The sequence below is a fragment of the Pseudonocardia sp. EC080619-01 genome (assembly GCF_001420995.1).
GTDB lineage: Bacteria > Actinomycetota > Actinomycetes > Mycobacteriales > Pseudonocardiaceae > Pseudonocardia.
In genome coordinates this window covers 1,887,761-1,905,440 of sequence record NZ_CP012184.1, presented here as the reverse complement: position 1 = coordinate 1,905,440, position 17,680 = coordinate 1,887,761, and the positions used below count along the sequence as shown (strand labels likewise).

The 17,680-nt window shown below is 76.0% G+C and carries 16 protein-coding genes; 7 read left to right on the top strand and 9 right to left on the bottom strand.

Going from position 1 to position 17,680, the window contains the following annotated elements:
* Nucleotides 1–12 precede the first annotated feature (12 nt).
* The 4 genes from AD017_RS08760 to AD017_RS08745 all read right to left on the bottom strand — a co-directional run bounded on the left by AD017_RS08760 (nt 13) and on the right by AD017_RS08745 (nt 5,124).
* On the bottom strand, nt 13–1,356 hold the full coding sequence (locus AD017_RS08760) for an NAD(P)/FAD-dependent oxidoreductase (protein WP_060573888.1): 1,344 nt from the start codon (nt 1,354–1,356) through the stop codon (nt 13–15).
* Between the two features lie 83 nt (nt 1,357–1,439).
* Nucleotides 1,440–2,048, bottom strand: a complete 609-nt coding sequence (locus AD017_RS08755) for a PadR family transcriptional regulator (RefSeq protein ID WP_060573887.1) — start codon at nt 2,046–2,048, stop codon at nt 1,440–1,442.
* Nucleotides 2,049–2,076: 28 nt separating this feature from the next.
* Nucleotides 2,077–3,342, bottom strand: a complete 1,266-nt coding sequence (locus AD017_RS08750) for a PQQ-binding-like beta-propeller repeat protein (RefSeq protein WP_060573886.1) — start codon at nt 3,340–3,342, stop codon at nt 2,077–2,079.
* A 15-nt stretch (nt 3,343–3,357) separates the two neighbouring features.
* Complete coding sequence (locus AD017_RS08745) at nt 3,358–5,124, bottom strand: DEAD/DEAH box helicase (protein WP_369821665.1); 1,767 nt, start codon at nt 5,122–5,124, stop codon at nt 3,358–3,360.
* Between the two features lie 307 nt (nt 5,125–5,431).
* On the opposite strand from AD017_RS08745, the gene AD017_RS08740 reads away from it, so the two are divergent.
* Both AD017_RS08740 and AD017_RS08735 read left to right on the top strand, forming a co-directional pair.
* Nucleotides 5,432–6,088, top strand: a complete 657-nt coding sequence (locus AD017_RS08740; protein WP_060573885.1) for a ferritin-like fold-containing protein — start codon at nt 5,432–5,434, stop codon at nt 6,086–6,088.
* Nucleotides 6,089–6,149: 61 nt separating this feature from the next.
* Nucleotides 6,150–6,380 carry a DUF3107 domain-containing protein gene (locus AD017_RS08735; RefSeq protein ID WP_010232415.1) on the top strand — a complete coding sequence of 77 codons (231 nt, stop codon included), beginning with the start codon at nt 6,150–6,152 and terminating at the stop codon, nt 6,378–6,380.
* 87 nt (nt 6,381–6,467) lie between these two features.
* On the opposite strand, the gene AD017_RS08730 is transcribed toward AD017_RS08735, so the two are convergent.
* Together AD017_RS08730 and AD017_RS08725 are read right to left on the bottom strand one after the other, a co-directional pair.
* On the bottom strand, nt 6,468–6,782 hold the full coding sequence (locus AD017_RS08730; protein WP_010232414.1) for a DUF4873 domain-containing protein: 315 nt from the start codon (nt 6,780–6,782) through the stop codon (nt 6,468–6,470).
* Nucleotides 6,779–7,474 carry a TetR/AcrR family transcriptional regulator gene (locus tag AD017_RS08725; RefSeq protein WP_060573884.1) on the bottom strand — a complete coding sequence of 232 codons (696 nt, stop codon included), beginning with the start codon at nt 7,472–7,474 and terminating at the stop codon, nt 6,779–6,781. Before AD017_RS08725 ends, AD017_RS08730 begins: the two co-directional genes overlap by 4 nt.
* 55 nt (nt 7,475–7,529) lie before the next feature.
* On the opposite strand from AD017_RS08725, the gene AD017_RS08720 reads away from it, so the two are divergent.
* Nucleotides 7,530–8,465, top strand: a complete 936-nt coding sequence (locus AD017_RS08720) for a diiron oxygenase (RefSeq protein WP_010232411.1) — start codon at nt 7,530–7,532, stop codon at nt 8,463–8,465.
* An 11-nt stretch (nt 8,466–8,476) separates the two neighbouring features.
* The gene (locus AD017_RS08715; protein ID WP_227012700.1) at nt 8,477–9,382 is read left to right on the top strand and encodes an alpha/beta fold hydrolase; all 906 of its coding nucleotides are present in this window, start codon (nt 8,477–8,479) and stop codon (nt 9,380–9,382) included.
* A gap of 13 nt (nt 9,383–9,395) precedes the next feature.
* Here AD017_RS08715 and AD017_RS08710 read toward each other — a convergent pair whose 3' ends face one another.
* The 3 genes from AD017_RS08710 to AD017_RS08700 form a co-directional block, all read right to left on the bottom strand.
* Nucleotides 9,396–10,019: a TetR/AcrR family transcriptional regulator gene (locus AD017_RS08710; protein ID WP_029239644.1), complete on the bottom strand. Its 624-nt coding sequence runs from the start codon at nt 10,017–10,019 to the stop codon at nt 9,396–9,398.
* A gap of 101 nt (nt 10,020–10,120) precedes the next feature.
* A complete protein-coding gene (locus tag AD017_RS08705) occupies nt 10,121–11,905 on the bottom strand; it encodes an HAD family hydrolase (protein WP_145984031.1) in 1,785 nt (594 codons plus the stop codon).
* A 4-nt stretch (nt 11,906–11,909) separates the two neighbouring features.
* Nucleotides 11,910–12,827 carry a hypothetical protein gene (locus AD017_RS08700; RefSeq protein WP_082538231.1) on the bottom strand — a complete coding sequence of 306 codons (918 nt, stop codon included), beginning with the start codon at nt 12,825–12,827 and terminating at the stop codon, nt 11,910–11,912.
* Nucleotides 12,828–12,988: 161 nt separating this feature from the next.
* Here AD017_RS08700 and AD017_RS08695 point away from each other — a divergent pair, with 161 nt between their 5' ends.
* The 3 genes from AD017_RS08695 (at nt 12,989) to AD017_RS08685 (ending at nt 17,674) form a co-directional block, all read left to right on the top strand.
* On the top strand, nt 12,989–14,017 hold the full coding sequence (locus AD017_RS08695) for an alpha/beta fold hydrolase (RefSeq protein ID WP_060573882.1): 1,029 nt from the start codon (nt 12,989–12,991) through the stop codon (nt 14,015–14,017).
* A gap of 42 nt (nt 14,018–14,059) precedes the next feature.
* Nucleotides 14,060–15,232, top strand: a complete 1,173-nt coding sequence (gene moeZ, locus AD017_RS08690) for an adenylyltransferase/sulfurtransferase MoeZ (protein ID WP_010228544.1) — start codon at nt 14,060–14,062, stop codon at nt 15,230–15,232.
* Nucleotides 15,233–15,466: 234 nt separating this feature from the next.
* Nucleotides 15,467–17,674, top strand: coding sequence for a hypothetical protein (locus tag AD017_RS08685; protein ID WP_145982691.1), 2,208 nt, complete (start codon nt 15,467–15,469; stop codon nt 17,672–17,674).
* Nucleotides 17,675–17,680 lie beyond the last annotated feature (6 nt).

Genomic DNA, 17,680 nt, shown 5'->3' with positions numbered 1-17,680 from the left:
CCGGACGGGTGCTCAGACGAGCTCGGAGTCCCGCACCCGCTGCATGTCGCGGATCATCCGCCTGCGCAGCACCGGGACCCGGTCGACCAGCCGCATCCCGGCCCGCGTGCCGGCCGTCCCGAGGGCCCGCGCGACCGGCCCGCGCGACGCGGCCCCGTCGTTCATGAACTCCAGCGACTCCCGGACGGCGAGCGCCGAGTAGCGCCGCATCAATGACTCGTACCCGCCGACGGCCTCGCGGAGCCCCAGCTCGCCGTCACGGACCCGGACGAGGCGCTCGCACAGCTCGCGGGCGTCGCGCAGCGCGGTGTTGGCCCCGGCGCCGCGGCCCGGGGGCATGGTGTGCGCGGCGTCGCCGAGCAGCGTGACGGGTCCGGGCTCCCACTCCGGTAGCGGGTCCGAGGTACGGATGTCGATCGTGATCGCCGACGCCGGGTCCGAACGTTCCAGCAGCTCGTGCCAGCGCGGATCCCAGCCGTCGGTGACCCGGCGCGCATGGGTGAGCAGAGCAAAGCCGTCCGTGGAGGAGGTCATCCCGCCGGGGAACCGGGTGTGCGGGACGGTCACGCCCCACGACACGAAGTCGGTCGTCGGGTCGCCGGCCAGGCCCTCCCACCCGTGCAGCGCCGCGGCGTGCGCCGGAGCGATCCCGGGCCGGGGGACGTGATCGTCGTCCCACCGCATCCGCATCACGTGGCTGATGCCCATCCCGCCGTGGCGGTCGAACATCAGCGCCATCCCGTGGACGTCGCCGTCCGGGAGCAGGGCCGTGGCGGCCGCGTCGAGCGGGGCCTTCCCGCCGATCGCGACCAGCCCGGTGGACGTGTGCCCGGCGCCGGGGAGGAACCGCCGCCGGACGGGCGAACCGGCCCCGTCCGCCCCGACCAGCAGATCGCCGGTGACCGGATCGCCGCCGCCGGCGTGCACGGTGACCCGCCCGTCGGGACGCAGCTCGTAGCCGGTGACCGGCCTGCCCCAGGCCACCGCGTCGGTGATGCCGGTGAGCAGCACCTGGCGCAGCGTGGCCCGGCTGACGTTGTGCTCGTCGCTCCCGCCGCCGGGCATCTCGGCGAACGGGACCGCCAGGAGCCGGTGGTACCGCTCGGTGCACATCAGCAGCCGCGTGTAGGGCTCGCCGGTGCTCGCCTCGAACACCGCGTACAGCTCCGGGGCGAGGCAGGCACGCAGCGCGCGGGCCCCGTTCGGGGAGATCCCGACCCGGTAGCCGCGCAGCCCGGCGGCCCGCGGACCGCCGTCGCGCTCCAGCACGACGACGTCGATGCCGGCCCGGCGCAGACCCTGCGCCAGGCAGAGGCCGCCGGTACCGGCTCCGGCGACGATGACTCGGAAGGACATGACGGACCTCCGGACGAGGACAGGTGTGGTCGCGGCCGGTCGCGGGTGCGACGGGCCGTGGTGGGCCGTGGTGGTCGGGGACCTCAGGCGTCGCCGGACTGTCCGAGGCGCTGCGCGAACCGGCGCAGCTCCTCGCGGTCCCAGGTCAGGCGTCCGCCGCGCACGTCGTCGACGAGAGCGGCGACCCAGGCCGTCTCCGCCTCCAGCATCGTGATGGCGTACTCCAGCTCCACGACGACGACGCGGGGAAGGAACCCCTCGACCGCCTCGTGGCTCGCCCGCGAGGCCGCGAGGCGCCGGCGCAGCCCGTCGAGACGGGTGTCCAGTGCGCGGGCCGCGTCGGCCGGGCGGAGCTGGGCGAGGTGCGCGAGCCCGACGACGAACTCGGGGAACTCCGGCCGCGGCGCGGCCAGCATCTCCCGGGTCCAGTCCGCCGCGGTCTCGCGACCGGCGTCGGTGACCGTGTAGAGGGTGCGTTCCGGGCGGGCGGTCTCCCGCTCGGTCGCGTGCTCGGTGATCAGGCCGTCGCGCGCGAGACGGTCGATCGTCTTGTAGAGCTGTGACCGCTGCCCGACGTTGACCACGTCGTCCTTGCCCCGCTCCCGGATGAGCTGCTGCATCCGGTACGGGTGCATCGGCTCCTCGGTGAGCAGGGAGAGGACGGCGAGAGCCAGCCCGGACCGCCGCGTCATAGTGTCGAAGGTACTAGTGTCTCGGACACTAAGGCAAGGAGGCGGACGGACCCAGGAGGACGACCTGATCGCCGCGCAGCTCGGCGAGCAGCCCGCCCTGCGCCGTGACCTGCACGGGGCCGGTCCAGCCCGCGCGGTCGACGGGCACCGTGCGCCCGGCCGAGCCGGTGCCGGGATCGACGTCGGCGAGGCCGCCGGGGACCGGGACGAGCAGCCGGTCGCCGTAGCGGGTACCGGGGCCGAGCGTGCCGGGCACCGACCAGAGCGGCTGCAGGGTGCCGGTGTCGAGCGCGACGGTGGCACTGCCGGTCCACCAGTAGCGCCGCGCGTCGTCGGAGGAGGTGCGGGCCACGCCGTCGGCGGGCGCGGTGATCCGGGGGCCGGTGGCGACCGGGAACTCGCCGGTCTTGCGGCCGCCGCGGTCGTAGAGCGCCAGCCGCGGGACGCCCGGCAGCAGCACCGCGGACCGCTCGGGGGAGACCGCGACCAGCTGCGCGCCGTCGGTCCCGATCTCGGCCGACGAGTCGAAGACGGGCCGGTCGCCGTCGGTCCCGCTGGGCCGGATCACCGACAGTCGTTCGGTGGCCTGGCCGGGGCAGCGCTCGAGCACGCCGGCCCGGTCGCGGGCCGCCGCGAAGGAGAGGTACGTGCAGCCGGCCCGTGGCTGGTCGCCGGGCTCCTCCTGCGCGCGGACCGTGCCGTACTCGGCGGTCCGGACGAGGTCGGAGCGGAACGTCTCGGCGTAGTCCTGCCCGGTGGCGAGCACCGGGTCCTGGCCGATCAGGCGGGTACCGGGGCGGGTGTCGAGGGTGCGGGTCGGCCCGCGCAGGCCGGTGTCCGGACCGAGGGTGCTGAGCTCGGAGCAGTACTCGTCGTTGCGGTAGAGCGCCAGCACCCGGCCGTCGGCCAGGCCGGTGGTGCACAGCGGCAGGTCGCGGGTGTAGCTCCACCGTTCCTGTCCGGTGGTGGCGTCGCGGCCGGAGATCCGGGACCCCTCGGCCACGACGACGCCGTCACCGGCGACGAGCGGGACCGGTGTCCCCGGGCTGGCGGCCCGCCACAGCTCGGTGAAGGACGCGGGCACCGCCCCCGCGGGCGGGGGTGGCGCCGGCGCGGCCGTGGCCGGGACGGACTCGGTGTTCGCGGCGGGACTCTGCACGCCGTAGAGCACGGCTCCGCCGCCGAGCAGCAGGACGAGCACCGCGGCGACCAGGAGGTCGCCGCGGTGGCGTCGTTCGGCCGGTGTCCGCGACCAGGGCAGACGTCCGGGTCGCGGGTCCCGCGGGCGCAGCACGCGTGTGGGGGACCGTCAGCTGGCGGCGGCGTCGGAGTCGCCGGTGGATCCGTCGCCGGAGTCCGAGCGGCGCCGGGCGCCGCCACGGCGACGACGACGGCGCGGCTTGCCGTCGCCGCCGGCCTCCGCCCCACCGTCGGAGCCGGGCCCGTTCTGCGGGGCGGCCCCCTCGCCCTGGCCCTGCTCGGAGGAGGCGTCGACCGCCACCCCGCCGCGGGTCCGGGTCCGGGCACGGCGCTTGCGCGGACGGCGTCCGCCGTCGTCGCCGGCGCCGTCGCGTGCCGGACGCCCGCCATGCTGCTTCTTCGACCCGTGGTCGCCCTCGGCGTCGATGTACTCGGCGTCGAGCCCGGCCCGGGTGCGCGCGGACAGCGGGAGCCGCCCGGTCGAGTCGGTCGGGATGTCCAGGTCGGTGAACAGATGGTCGGAGGTCGAGTAGGTCTCGACCGGCTCCGGCATCCCCAGGTTCAGGTCCTCCGAGATGAGCTTCCAGCGGGGGATCTCGTCCCAGTCGACCAGGGTGACGGCGACGCCCTCGCGCCCGGCGCGGCCGGTGCGGCCGATCCGGTGCACGTAGGTCTTCGAGTCCTCCGGGCACTGGTAGTTGACGACGTGGGTGACGCCGGTGACGTCGATGCCGCGCGCGGCGACGTCCGTCGCGACCAGGACGTCGACCTTCTCCGCCCGGAACGCGCGCAGCGCCTGCTCGCGGGCGCCCTGGCCGAGGTCACCGTGCACCGCGGCCGCGGCGAACCCGCGCTCGGCGAGGTCGTCGGCGACCCGCTGGGCGGTCCGCTTGGTCCGGGTGAAGATCATCGACAGGCCGCGGTCCTTGGCCTGCAACACCCGGGTGACCAGCTCGACCTTGTCCATCGCGTGCGCGCGGTAGACGAGCTGCTTGGTGCGCTCGTGGATGGAGCCCTGGTCGGCCTCCTCCGCGCGGATGTGCGTCGGCCGGGTGAGGAACGCCCGAGACAGCTGCACGATCGGGCCCGGCATGGTGGCCGAGAACAGCATGGTGTGGCGCTGCTCGGGGAGCATGCGCAGGATCCGCTCGACGTCGGGCAGGAACCCGAGGTCCAGCATCTCGTCGGCCTCGTCGAGGACCAGCGCCTTGACCCGGCCGAGCACCAGGTGGCGCTGCTCGGCGAGGTCGAGCAGCCGGCCCGGGGTGCCGACGATGACGTCGACGCCCTTGCGGAGGGCCTCGAGCTGCGGCTCGTAGGCGCGGCCGCCGTAGATCGCGACGACGCGGACGCCGAGGTTCTTGCCCGCCGCGGCGATGTCCCGGGCGACCTGCACGCACAGCTCGCGGGTCGGGACGACGACGAGCGCCTGCGGCACGTCCTTGGTGCGGTCGGCGGCCTCGCCCTCGGCGGTGGCGGCCGGCTGCTCACCGGGCGGGGTGATCCGCTGGAGCATCGGGACGCCGAAACCGAGCGTCTTGCCGGTGCCGGTGCGGGCCTGGCCGATGACGTCCTCGCCGTCCAGCGCGAGCGGGAGGGTCAGCTCCTGGATCGCAAAGGTCCGGACGATGTCGTTCTCCGCGAGGGCGGAGACGATCTCGGGGCGGACGCCGAGCTCGGCGAAGGTCGGGGGGAGCTTCTCGCCGCCGGGGTTGGTGACGCCCTCGGGCGCCTCGGTGGCGGTGATGCCGGTGGCGAGGAAGCCGGGGTCGGCCGTGTCGCCGTCGGGGGTGGTGTCGGGGCTGTCTGCGGAAACGGACAGGGTGATCGCCTCTCTCCGCGCACAGGAGCCGTGGCGTGGCTCGTCGACCGGCACCGGGTCCGTGTGGGACCGGGCGGGAGAGCCGCCGAGGCGCTGCGCGCACCAGTTCGGGTGCGGGTCCCGGTGAGATGTGGCCGGCCGCAGCAGCTGGTGGTCAGCCGTGTCCCGCGGCCCGCCCGCCCCGTTACCCGGATCCCGCGCGGTGGGCACGTCCGCCGCATACCGGAGACGCGCTCCCCGCATGGTACCCGGCCGTTCCGTCGCGCACGACACGCCGGGCCCGCAGCGGGTCGTGAGATGCCTCGCGCCACCGTCCGTGACGTGGCCCGGACGGTCCGGCTCGTCCGGTTAGGGTGGCGCCATGACCTCCGATGCCGACGGGCCGGCCGCGGCGACCGTCGAGCTGCTCGGCGTCCTGGCCTACGGCGAGCTTTCCGCGTTCGACCGGCTGGCCGAGGACGCGCGGGCGGCACCGACCCTCGCCGGCCGGGCCCAGCTCTCCACGATGGCCGCCGCGGAGATCGGCCACTTCCGGCTGATCGAGGAGCACCTCGGCGGGGCCCGGATCGGTGTCGCGGACGCGATGGCGCCGTTCGTCGCGCTGATCGACAGCTACCACGCGTCGACCGCGCCGCGGAGCTGGCTGGAGTCGCTGGTCAAGGCCTATCTCGGGGACGGCCTGGGTGCCGACTTCTACCGCGAGGTCGCGGGCTGGGTGGACCCCGCCACGGGTGAGCTCGTCCGGCGGGTGCTCGCCGACACCGGGCACTCGGCCTTCGCCGAGCGGGAGGTGCAGGCGGCCTGCGAGGCGAACCCGCACCAGCGCGACCGGCTGGCGCTGTGGGGCAGGCGGCTGCTCGGCGAGGCCGTCACGCACGCCCAGCGGGTGGTCGCCGAGCGCGACGAGCTGGCCGAGTTCATCGTCCTGGGCTCCGGCGAGAAGGGCGGCGTCGCCGGCCTGATCAAGACGGTGCAGTCGGCGCACGGGAAGCGGATGAGCAGGCTCGGGCTGTCCTGAGCGGTTTCGACTAGCCTGGCGTCCGCAAGAGCACGAGGTGACGGATCGGGAGGTCCTACCGGTGAAGGTCAAGATCGGCATCGCGGAGACGCCGCGGGAGCTCGTGGTGTCCAGCGACCGCACCCCGGACGAGGTCGCCCAGCTGGTGAGCGGGGCGATGAAGTCCGACGACGGCCTGCTGGACCTCACCGACGACCAGGGCAACCGGTTCGTCGTTCCGGTCGCGCGGATCTCGTACGTGGAGATCGGCCCGTCGGAGGAGCGCAAGGTCGGGTTCGGCCTCGGCGGCTGACGACGTGTGACACGTCCTCCGGGGCGTGGTCGACGGGCCCGGTTCCGCGAGGGACCGGGCCCGTCGGCGTGTGTGGCGGGGTCCCGCTCAGTCGCTCGCGGGCGGGGGTGGATCGTCCAGGGGGAACGGCGGCGGGCCGGTCCCGGTGATCCGGAACCGGTCCCAGGGGTCCGGCTCGGAGAGCGCGCCGACCGCGGAGTGCCCTGGCGTCCGCACCTCGGCCCGGCCGCCGCCGGTGCCCAGTAGCTCGGTCAGCCGGGGGTGCGCGAGCACCCGGCCCGACCAGTGCATGCGGCCGTCGAACGGTTCGTGCCGCGCGTCGAGCAGGACCTCGACGGCCAGCGTCTCCCCGTCGACGACCAGCTCGGCCGGCCCGCGGTAGCCCTCGTCGTCGTCGCTCACGGGGTGCTCCCGGTGTCGGTGCCGGTCGGGGTGTGCGGGTCCGGGACGAGCCGCAGGATGTCGGCGTTCGCCGTCGGCGAGTCGACCCCGGAGACCCCGGCGATCCCGCCCCAGATGATCGCGGACAGGTAGTTGGTGAGCGCCTCCCGGCTCATCGTGCGCCGGTCGAGCCACCAGTCGCCCGCCGACTGGACCATGCCGATCAGGCCGTGGGCCCAGACCTCGGCGCCGCCCGAGTCGCGGCCCTCGGCGCGCAACCGCTCCCCGAACAGCGTGGTGAGGACCGCGCCGATCCGGCCGCGGACGTCCTCGGCGACCTCGGCACCGGCCGTCGGCTCGGCGGGGTTGGACACCACGAACCGGTACAGGTGCGGCTCGTCCTCGATCATGCCGAGGAAGGCGTCGATCACCGCGGCGACGTGCTCGATCGGCTCCGCGTCGATGGCGAGGACGGGGGAGATGCGCTCCATGAGCATCTCCGCCGCGTGCTCGCCCACGGCGCGCTGCAGGTCGGCCCGGTCGGCGAAGTGCCGGTACAGGACGGGTTTGGTGATCCCCGCCGCGGCGGCGATCTGCGCGACCGAGACCCCGGGTCCGTGCTCGCGGATGGCTCCGACGGCCGCGTCGACCATCTCGGCCCGGCGTTCCTCCCGGCGTCGGACGCGTGCGTCCGGCTTGACATCCCTCTCCACGTGGGGCACGTTACCACTGGTAACCGTTACCGGCGGTAACAGCAAGGAGGCTGCGGTGTCCGGAACAGCACACGTCCTCGGCCGGAATGGTCGCACGGGGAGCAAGGCGAACCCGGCCGACCGGGAGGACACCGCGCGACGGCTGCTGCGCAGCTCCGTCGACAAGTCCTACGAGCCGTCGATCGACATCGACTGGGACGCCCCGCTCGTGGAGGGCAAGTACGGGATCGTCCCGGAACGCGTGTCGCTCTACGGGACCCCGCTCTGGGACGGGCTGACCGAGGAGCAGCGGATCACCCTGTCGATCCACGAGTTCTGCAGCGTCGCCCGGATCGGGCTGTGGTTCGAGATGATCCTCATGCAGATGCTGCTGCGCTACGCCTACGACCGCGACCCCCGCCGCGCGCACATCCAGTACGCCCTGGTCGAGATCGCCGACGAGTGCCGGCACTCGATGATGTTCGCGAAGGCGACCGAGCGCTACGGCGTGCCGGACTACGCACCCCGGCGGCTCACCCACGAGCAGGGCCGTCTGATGAAGACGATCGGTACCGGGCCCGCCATGTTCGCCGGGACCCTCTACGTCGAGGAGATCCTCGACCAGATGCAGCGCGAGGGGATGCGCGACGAGCGCGTCCAGCCGCTCTCCCGCATGATCAACAAGATCCACGTGACGGAGGAGGCCCGGCACGTCCGCTACGCCCGCGAGGAGCTGCAGCGGATCATGCCGAGGACCAACTACGCCGAGCGTGCCTGGGCGCGGTACCTCACGGCACGGATCGCCTACGTCGTGGCGCGCAACCTGATCCACCCCGACGTGTACCGCAGTGTCGGGATCGACCCGGCGGTCGGCCGGAAGGCGGCCATGGCCAACCCGCACCACCACGAGATGCTGCGCTGGTCGGCGCGCAAGCTGGTCCCGTTCCTGCGGGAGCAGAAGGTCGTCGGCGGGCCGACCGAGGCGCTGTGGAAGCGCGCACACCTGATCTGAGGGAGTGATCGATGAGCAGGCGGGTCGTGACCCGGGACGGGACCGGGCTGCACGTGTGCGAGTCGGGTCCGGCGTCGGCGCCGGTCACCGTGCTGCTGGCGCACGGCTGGACCCTCGACGAGCGCTGCTGGGCGCCGGTGGCCGACGCGCTGGTGGCGTCCGGCGGGGCCGCGGCACCGCGCGTCGTGCGCTACGACCACCGCGGCCACGGCCGGTCCGACGACACCCCGGACGAGCTCAAGACCCTCGACCGCCTCGCCGACGACATGGCCGAGGTGATCGGGCAGGTGGCGCCGTCCGGGCCGCTCGTGCTGGCCGGGCACTCGATGGGCGGGATGACCGCGATGGCGCTGGCCCAGCGGTATCCGGACCTGGTGGCGTCGCGGGTCGCGGGCGTCGCGCTGGTCGCCACGGCCAGCGGCGGGCTCGGGGGCGCGGCCACGCTCGGGCTGACCGGGCGTCGCGCCGAACTGTTCCTGGCGGGGAAGGACAAGGTCACGGTCAGTCCGCTGTGGACGGGCCGGCGCTCGCTGAGCACCCACCCCGCGCTGCTGCGGGCCGGCCTGCAGCCGTTGCTGCTGGGCAGGCGTCCGGACCGGCTCGCGGTGCGGGCGACCTGCGAGGCGATCGCCGCCTGCCGCCCGACGACCGTCTCCGGCTTCACTCCGACCCTCACCGAGCACGAGCGCGACGAGGCACTGGAGGCGTTCGCCGCGCTCCCGGTCGAGATCCTGGCGGGCTCGCGGGACCGGCTGACCCCGCCGCGGTTCTCGCGGCGCATCCGGGACCGGCTGCCGCGGGCGGGCCTGACCGTGTTCCCGGACGCCGGGCACATGCTTCCCGTCGAGCGCGTCGGCGGGGTGACGGCCCGGATCGCCGCCCTGGTCCGGCAGGCCGCCGCGACGCGGGCGGCCTGACCGGGCCGGGTGGCTACTGCTCGCCGGACTGCTTCGGGAAGCCGGCGATGCCCCGCCAGGCGAGCGAGGTCATCAGCGCCACGGCCTCGTCCCGGGGGACCCGCTGGTCGGAGTCCAGCCAGTACTGGGCACCGACCTGGCTGAGCCCGACCAGTCCGACGGCGAGCAGCCGGGCGCGGTCGTGGTCGAGCCCGGCGTCGGTGGTGACGGCGCCCGCGACCGCGTCGATGCAGCGGTCCAGCGCGCTCTCGACGAGGGCCGCGGCCTCCGCGTCGCCGCGCAGGTCCGACTCGAACACCAGCCGGTAGGCCCGGCCCTCCCCGGCGACGAAGTCGAAGTACGCCGCGACCGCGGCCTGCACGCGTTCCTTGTTGTCGTCGGTGCGCTCGATCGCCCCCGAGACCCGCTCGACGAGCTCCTCGGCGTAGGTCGTCAGCAGCGCCTGGTACAGCTCCAGCTTCCCGGGGAAGTGCTGGTAGAGAACCGGCTTGCTGACACCCGCCCGCTCGGCGATGTCGTCCATGGCGGCGGCGTGATAGCCCTGGTCGGCGAAGACGTCGCGGGCGGCCAGCAACAGCTGGGCGCGCCGCGCTCCACGGGACAGGCGAGCGCCCCGAGGCGTGGCGGTTCCGGTCATCGGCCCCCTACCTTTCACCCGGTGTGGGGTCACCCTACCCGCAGGTAACCGGGTTGACGAACGTTCCGTGAACACCGGTGTGGTCTCAATGGGAGACCCGATCACCGGCCGGGGCGGATCCGGCGGACGCGGACCGCGGCCGCCCCGAGCACCGGCACCGCGGCGACCGGCACCGCGGGTGCTCCGGCCACCGCGGCGACGACCGCCGCCGCACCCACGACGACCCCCGCGACGATCCCGGAGCGGGCGTGCGCCCGCGCCCGGCGGGCCAGCTCGAGGGCCGTGGCCACCTCGGCGGGGCCGCCCCGGGCGACGATCCTCGCCGATCCGCCGGCGGGCGCCGGGACCGGGTCCGGTGCGGCCGGCCCCGGGGCCCGCGGGTGCAGCTCGACGGCCAGATCGGCCCGGTCCAGCGCCGCCGGGTCGGTCCCGGGATCGGCTGCCACCGCGACCGTGCGGCCACGCACCCGCAGCCCGGCGACGGCGGCCGCGCGCCCGCCCGGATCCAGGCCCGGCCGGACGGCGTCGGGGTCGGCCGGGTCCAGGCCGGCGGCGGCGGCGAGCGCGCGGGCGGGGCCGTCGTCGTCGGGGGTGAGCAGGACCGGCTCCGTCCCGGCCGCCCGCAGCGCGTCCAGGCCGGGGCCGGCGCCGTCGTGCGGGGACCGGGTCAGCTCCAGGACGGCCCGGGCGGTGCCGTCCCAGGCGGCCGCGACGATCGCGTGTCCCTCGGCCTCGGCCCGCTCGCGTTGCACGGCCAGGTCGGCGGGCAGCCCGATGCCGTGCTCGAGCAGCCAGGCGGGCGCGCCGAGGAGCACCGCGTGCGCGACGACGGTCGGGGAGCTGCGCTCGAGCGTCCCGATCCCGGCTCCCGGGGGCGCGCTCCCGTCGTCCGGCGCCGGGAGCAGCTCGGCGACCAGCCCGGACATGCCCAGCCCCGGCCGCTCGTCGGCCTCGGCGACGTCCGGGAGCGCGTCCGGGGCCTGTGCGGCGAGCGCGCGGCCGAGGGGCCCGAGGTCCGAACCGGCCGCGATCCCGGTGGCGACCGACCCGGCCAGGCGCAGCACGGTGGCCGTGTCCTCCCCGCGCGCCGGGTGCACGACGAGCGGCGCGGGGACGGCACCGGTCAGCACCTCCGGCCCCGCGAGAGCGACCGTGTCGACCCGGTCGGCGGGGCGCGGACCGCGGTGCGGGGCGGTCCAGCCGACCGGATCGGGCCGGCCCGCCGCCGGCAGCGGGAGCCGCACGGCCGTCCCGCAGGCCCGGTCCGCGGCCCGTACGGCCGCCGGGACCGCGGCGAGCAGCACCAGCGGGCAGCCGGCGAGCAGGACGGCCACCGCGGCCGTCGCGGCGTCGTCCCAGGGCCGGCCGGTGCCCGCACGGAACCCGGCGACGGCCAGCGCGAGCAGCGCCGTGACCGGGACCATCCGCACGCACCACCGGTCGGCGGCCGCGCCGAGCGCGTCCTCGCCCGGCCCGTCGTCGTCGCTCCGTCCGGTGACCCGGACGGCCAGGGCGACCACCGTCAGCACGGCCGCGATCCCCGGCAGCAGGGACGGTCCGGTCAGGAGCGCTCCGGGATCCCGGATCCCGGTGGGCGCGCCCGGCCCCCCGAGCGCCGGGGTGAGCAGAGCAAAGCCCGACCAGGTGAGTGCCGGCAGGGTCGCCAGCGAGACGCCGGCGTCGGCGGTGACGGAGCCCTGCCGCAGTGCACGGGCGGCCGCCCGGTGCCCGTGCCGCCCGGCGCCGCACACGACGGCGGCCCCCAGCAGGACGGCCCCCACGAGGACGCCCGGGTGCGCGGACGGGGGCACCACCGGCCCGGCGAGCGGGAGCAGCAGTGCCGCCACGGCCGCGACGGCGGCGGGGACCGGCACGGGTCGGCGCACCGGCTCAGCTCCCCGGCGCCGTCGGCAGGGTGAACTCGCAGGAGCGCAGCGCGCCGCCGGAGCGGTAGTCGAGGAAGAGCCGGTAGCTGCCCGGGGCGGGGACCGACGCGGTGAACGCGATCCCGGGCCCGGCCCGGTCGGCCGGCGACGCGCCGGTCACCTCCGGGCGCACCGGGAACCGGGCCAGGTCGCCCTGCCGGACGGCGGTGACCCGGCCGAACCCGCCGTCGTCGAGCGGTTCGAGGTCGGTGACCGGGGCGCCGTCCCTCCCGACGGTGGCGAACAGGCGCGAGTCGCCGCCCGGGACCAGCACGCCGTCGAGCCGGACCTGCTGGTCGCTGCCGCCGCAGAGCCCGGCACGGTTCTCGTCGGGGAACTGGAACGCGCCGTACGGGCCGGGGACGTGCAGGTCGGTGCCCAGGTCCAGGCGTGGGCCGCCGGTCGGGGTGAACCCCGCGTAGAGCCGCCAGACGCCCTCCCCGGGGAAGGTCGCCGGGGCCCGCCAGACGCCGTCGGGGCCCTGGGTGGCGCGCAGCCGGGTGTAGCCGGCGACGTCGCGGCGCAGCACGGCCACGTCCATGACCGGCTCGCCGTCGCCGGGGTCGTCGAACCGGGTCACCGGTGCCCCGTCGGAGCCGGTGACGGTGAAGGCCACCTCGGTGGGCTGCCGGTACGGGTAGACCTGACGCACGGGGGACAGGCTGTACCCGGCACCGGTGCTGAGGACGCCGCCCGGCGCGCTCCCGGTGTCGGTGGCCTGCCGGGCGGGGAGCACCGGCGAGCCGGCTGCGCCGTCCGGGGCGCCCGCCGGGCCCAGCGCCTCCAGCGCACCGCCCGCCGTCCAGGCCCCGGTGAACACGAGCACCGACGCGGCACCGAACCCGGCGATCCGGGCGGCGGCCGATCCCGCGATCCGCCCCATGCGTCCTCCCGTGGTCGGTGTCCCCCCGGTACAACGCGCGGGCGCCGCAGCCGTTGCGCTCCGTGGACGCCCGAACGCACGGAGTGACGAGATCGACCCTCGGACGAGATCGGGGTCACCCGGGACGGCGACGGGGATCACCGGCACGTCATCCTTGTCGGATGGCCGCCGGTACGACGCTCCCCGTTCATCCGCCCGTCACCGCGCCCCGGTCCGGGGCGGCGACGGGTGCGGAGCCGCGCCTGGCCGACCCCACGACCCTCGCATCACTGGGGTCCGACCAGGCACCGTGGCCCGGCCGGACGGTCACCGCGGGCGGGGTGTCGCTGCACGTCCGGGAGACCCCGGGCGATCCCGGCACCGAGGCGGTCTACGTCCACGGCCTCGCCGGGTCGGCGACCAACTGGACCGATCTCGCCGGGCTGCTGGGCACCCGCGCCAGCGGACTGTCGGTGGACCTGCCGGGCTTCGGGCTGTCCGAGCCGACGGCGTCGCGCGACTTCACCCCGGACGGCATGGCCGACGCGCTGCTCTGCTGGCTGGCCGGTCGCGGCCGGCCGGTGCACCTCGTCGGGAACTCGCTCGGTGGCCTGATCTGCATGACGGTCGCGGCCCGCCGTCCGGAGCTGGTCCGGACCCTGACGCTGGTGTCGCCCGCGATGCCGGACCTGCGCCCGGACCCGCGGCGGCTGTCCGACCCGCGGATGGCGCTCGCCATGGTGCCGGTCCTCGGCCGCGGCGCCCGGCGCGCGCTCGCCGCCGAGCCGCTGCGCAGCCGGGCCGAGCGGATCGTGAAGGTCTGCTTCGCCGACCCGCAGCGCGGCTCCGAGCGACGGCTGGAGGAACTGATCGCCGAGCACGAGCACCGGGCGACGCTGCCGTGGGCGGCCGAGGCCTCCGACGGCGCCACCCGCGGGCTGCTCGCGGTGTGGGCGGGCCGGACGGCGTGGCAGCGGGCGTCCCGGGTGCGGGTGCCCACGCTGGTGGTGTGGGGCGGCGCCGACCGCGTCGTCACCCCGAAGCTCGCCCGGCGGACGGCGTCGGCGCTGGACGCGGGTCTGCTGGTGCTCCCGGAGACCGGGCACGTCGCCCAGATCGAGCGTCCCGAGGCGGTGGCCCGCGCCGTCGCCGGGCTGTGGGACGGCGGCCGCACCGGCATCGGGGAAGATGGTGGCGACCCGGTGCGTTGAGACGCAGCGAGACCGCACGCGACAACGCGAGGAGTGGACGAGATGGCGCTACCGCCGCTGGTGGAGCCGGCTACCGAGCTCACCAAGGAAGAGGTCGAGCGGTACAGCCGCCACCTCATCATCCCGGATGTCGGGATGGATGGTCAGAAGCGGCTGAAGAACGCCAAGGTCCTGGTCGTCGGTGCCGGCGGGCTCGGCTCGCCCGCCCTGCTGTACCTGGCCGCCGCGGGTGTCGGGACGCTCGGCATCGTCGAGTTCGACGTCGTCGACGAGTCCAACCTGCAGCGCCAGGTCATCCACGGCCAGTCGGACATCGACCGGCCGAAGGCCGAGTCGGCCCGTGACTCGATCCGCGAGGTCAACCCCTACGTCGAGGTCCGGCTGCACAACGAGCGACTGACCAGTGAGAACGTCCTCGACGTCTTCCGGGACTACGACCTGATCCTGGACGGCACGGACAACTTCGCCACCCGCTACCTGGTGAACGACGCCGCGGTGCTGCTGGGCAAGCCCTACGTCTGGGGCTCGATCTTCCGGTTCGAGGGCCAGGCGTCGGTGTTCTGGGAGGACGCCCCCGACGGGCAGGGCCTCAACTACCGCGACCTCTACCCGGAGCCCCCGCCGCCCGGGATGGTCCCGTCCTGCGCCGAGGGCGGGGTGCTGGGCGTGCTCTGCGCGTCGATCGGCTCGATCATGGTCAACGAGGCCGTCAAGCTGATCACCGGTATCGGCGAGCCGCTGCTCGGCCGCCTGGTGATCTACGACGCGCTGGAGACCACCTGGCGCCAGGTGAAGATCCGCAAGGACCCGGAGACGCCGAAGATCACCGAGCTGATCGACTACGAGGCGTTCTGCGGCACCGTCACCCAGGACGCGCAGGACGCGGCGGCCGGCAACACGATCACCGTCGGCGAGCTCAAGCAGATGATCGACGCGGGCAAGGACTTCCAGCTCATCGACGTCCGCGAGCCGCACGAGTACGAGATCGTGAACATCCCGGGCGCGACGCTGATCCCCAAGGACCGGATCCTGTCCGGCGAGGCGCTGTCCGAGATCTCCCAGGACCGGCCGGTGGTGCTGCACTGCAAGTCCGGCGGCCGCTCCGCCGAGGCCCTCGCGGCGCTGCACAAGGCAGGCTTCGCCGACGCCGTCCACGTCGGCGGGGGCGTGCTGTCCTGGGTCAAGCAGATCGACCCCTCGCAGCCGACCTACTGACCCCTCCCGCGCGAGCCCACGGCCGCCGTCCCGATCCCGGGGCGGCGGCCGTCGTCGTCCACGCAGCGGAACGGTGCGTGCGCCCGCCGTTGCCGACCGCGGTTGCCGACCCGGACGGGTGACGATCACCGGATCGACCCCCGTAACCAGGTCGTCCCGCGAAACATGGCTTCGGATCGCCGCGACACGCCGGTGCGCGCCGGTGGCCGGCGGCACGGGTGGCGGGAGGACTTCGTGGACGAACCGGTGCGCACGTGCGCCCTGGACGGTTGTGTGGAGACGATCGGGTCCGTCCACGGACGACCGCAACGGCTCTACTGCTCCGCCGCCCACCGGCTGGCGGCCCGCCGGGTCCGCCGGGCGGCCGCGCAGGCCACCGGCGACGACCGGGCCACCGAGACGCTGCCGTGGCTGCGCGAGCCCGGTCCGGCACACGTCCCGGTCCGTCCGGCACGCCCGGCGGGCGGGTCCCCGGAGGGTGGCCGGGCCCGGCGGACGGGCGCGGCTCCCGGCGCCGCCCCGGTGCCGGCGCGGCTGTGCGCACCGCGGACCCCGCTGCGGCACCGCCGCACCCTCGCGCTCATCGGCGCGACCGCCGTCCTGCTGGGCGGGTACGCACTCACGACGACGCCGCGTTCCGTCGACGGCGCGCCGGCCGCCCAGGAGCGGACCGCCGACGAGTGGGCGAGCCGGGCCCGGGTCACGCTGACGTCCCTCGACGAACAGCTCGGCACACTGGCGAGCACCGAGCGGACGTGGGCGCGTTCCCCGCACGCCACCGGGAACGACCCCGCCGCGGTCGGGCAGCTCCGCCGGCAGCGCGACACCCTGCGCCAGCAGCGGGCCGCGCTGCAGTCCCAGCTGGACGCCTACGCGTCCCGGCCGGACGCCGTCGCCGCGCTGGCCGCGGCCGACCGGCAGCTCGCCGAGCTGGACCGGATCGTCGCGGAGCTGCCGCCGCCGGCGCGCCGCACGACCGGCCAGGTCGCCGCCGCCACCTCGCTGGAGGAGCAGCGGGACCTACGGGCCCGCCGCCGCGACGCGTGCGCCGAGGAGCTGGAGGGGATCGACGACAGCGTCGAGCGTGCCCGGACCGCCCCGCTGCCCGAGGACCGGTCGCGCACCGATGCGGTGTCCGGCGACGTGCTGGCGCTGGCCCGCGGTGCGGAACCGCCGGCGCCCGAGCCGTCCGGCCCGCGGCAGACCCCGCAGGTCCTCGCGGGCGGCCGGGAGACCGGCGGGGACCGGGAGCGCGACGACGTCGGCACCAGCGGCCCGCCGGACCCGCGCGGTCCTGTCGACGAGACAGCGCGACGGGCGGAGGGCCCGGCGGGCGGGTCCGGTCGCGGCGCGGGCAGCAGGCCCGACGGCGACCGCGGCGCCGCCCCGCGTGCCGCGGCGGCGAAGGCCGGCCCGGGGGAGACGCTGGGCGGCGCGGTCTCCGACGCCGCCGACGGCGTGGCGTCGCTGACCGGCGGGAAGAGTGACGACGACCGTCGTCCCGGCCGGGGCGGCACGGCGTCCCGATCCGGTGGGGACGACCGGCGGCAGGGTCCCGGCTCGGGCGCACGGCCCGGGGAGGCGGACGGACCCGTGCGGAAGATCGGTGCGGGGGCCGGCGCGGCCGCCCGCGGCGTCGGGGACACCGCGGAGGGGCTGGGGTCGGCGGTCGACGGGCTCACCGGTGGCGGGGAGCGGCGCCGGTCCGGTGGCGGGGGTGACGCGGACCGGCGGCGCTCCGGTGACGGCCCGTCCGCCGGGGACCGGGCGCGGGCGGACCGGGACGGCGACTCCCGGCGCGGCCGGTCCGGATCGCGTGCGCCGGACCGGGCGGAGTCCACGACGTCCCGTGCCGCGGAGCCCCGAGTCCCGGACCCGCGGTCCGACGGATCGGGGACCGGGTCGCGGTCCGGTGGGTCCGGGTCCGGGTCGGGCTCGGGCTCCCGCGGGATCGCCAGCGCGGTCGCGGGGTCCTACGTCGAGGCGGCGATGGGGAAGGAGGCGGCGGCGCCCGTGCTCGCCGAGGCCGACCGGCAGGCGGCGGAGCAGATGGCGGAGCGCAGCGGGCGGTCGTCGGGGGGCGGGTCCACGGAGTCGGGCGGCTCGGGCTCGCGTTCGGGTGGCTCGGACTCCGGGGGTGGCCGGAGCGCGGAGGGTTCCGGCGGTGGCTCGGGTGACGGATCCGGGCGGAGCCGGTCGGCCGGCGCCTCGGAGCGGGGTGGTTCCGACGACGGCTCTCGGAGCGGGGACCGGTCCGGGTCGGACCGGGACGGTTCCGGGCGGAGCGGCTCGGACCGGAGCGGCTCGGATCGGGGCGGCTCGGACCGTGGTGGTTCCGGCCGCGGCGACCCGGGCGGGAGCGACTCCGGCCGTGGCGGCTCGTCCTCCGAGGACTCCCCGGGATCGTCGTCGGGCTCGGACCGCCGTGACGACGCCGCGTGATCGCGG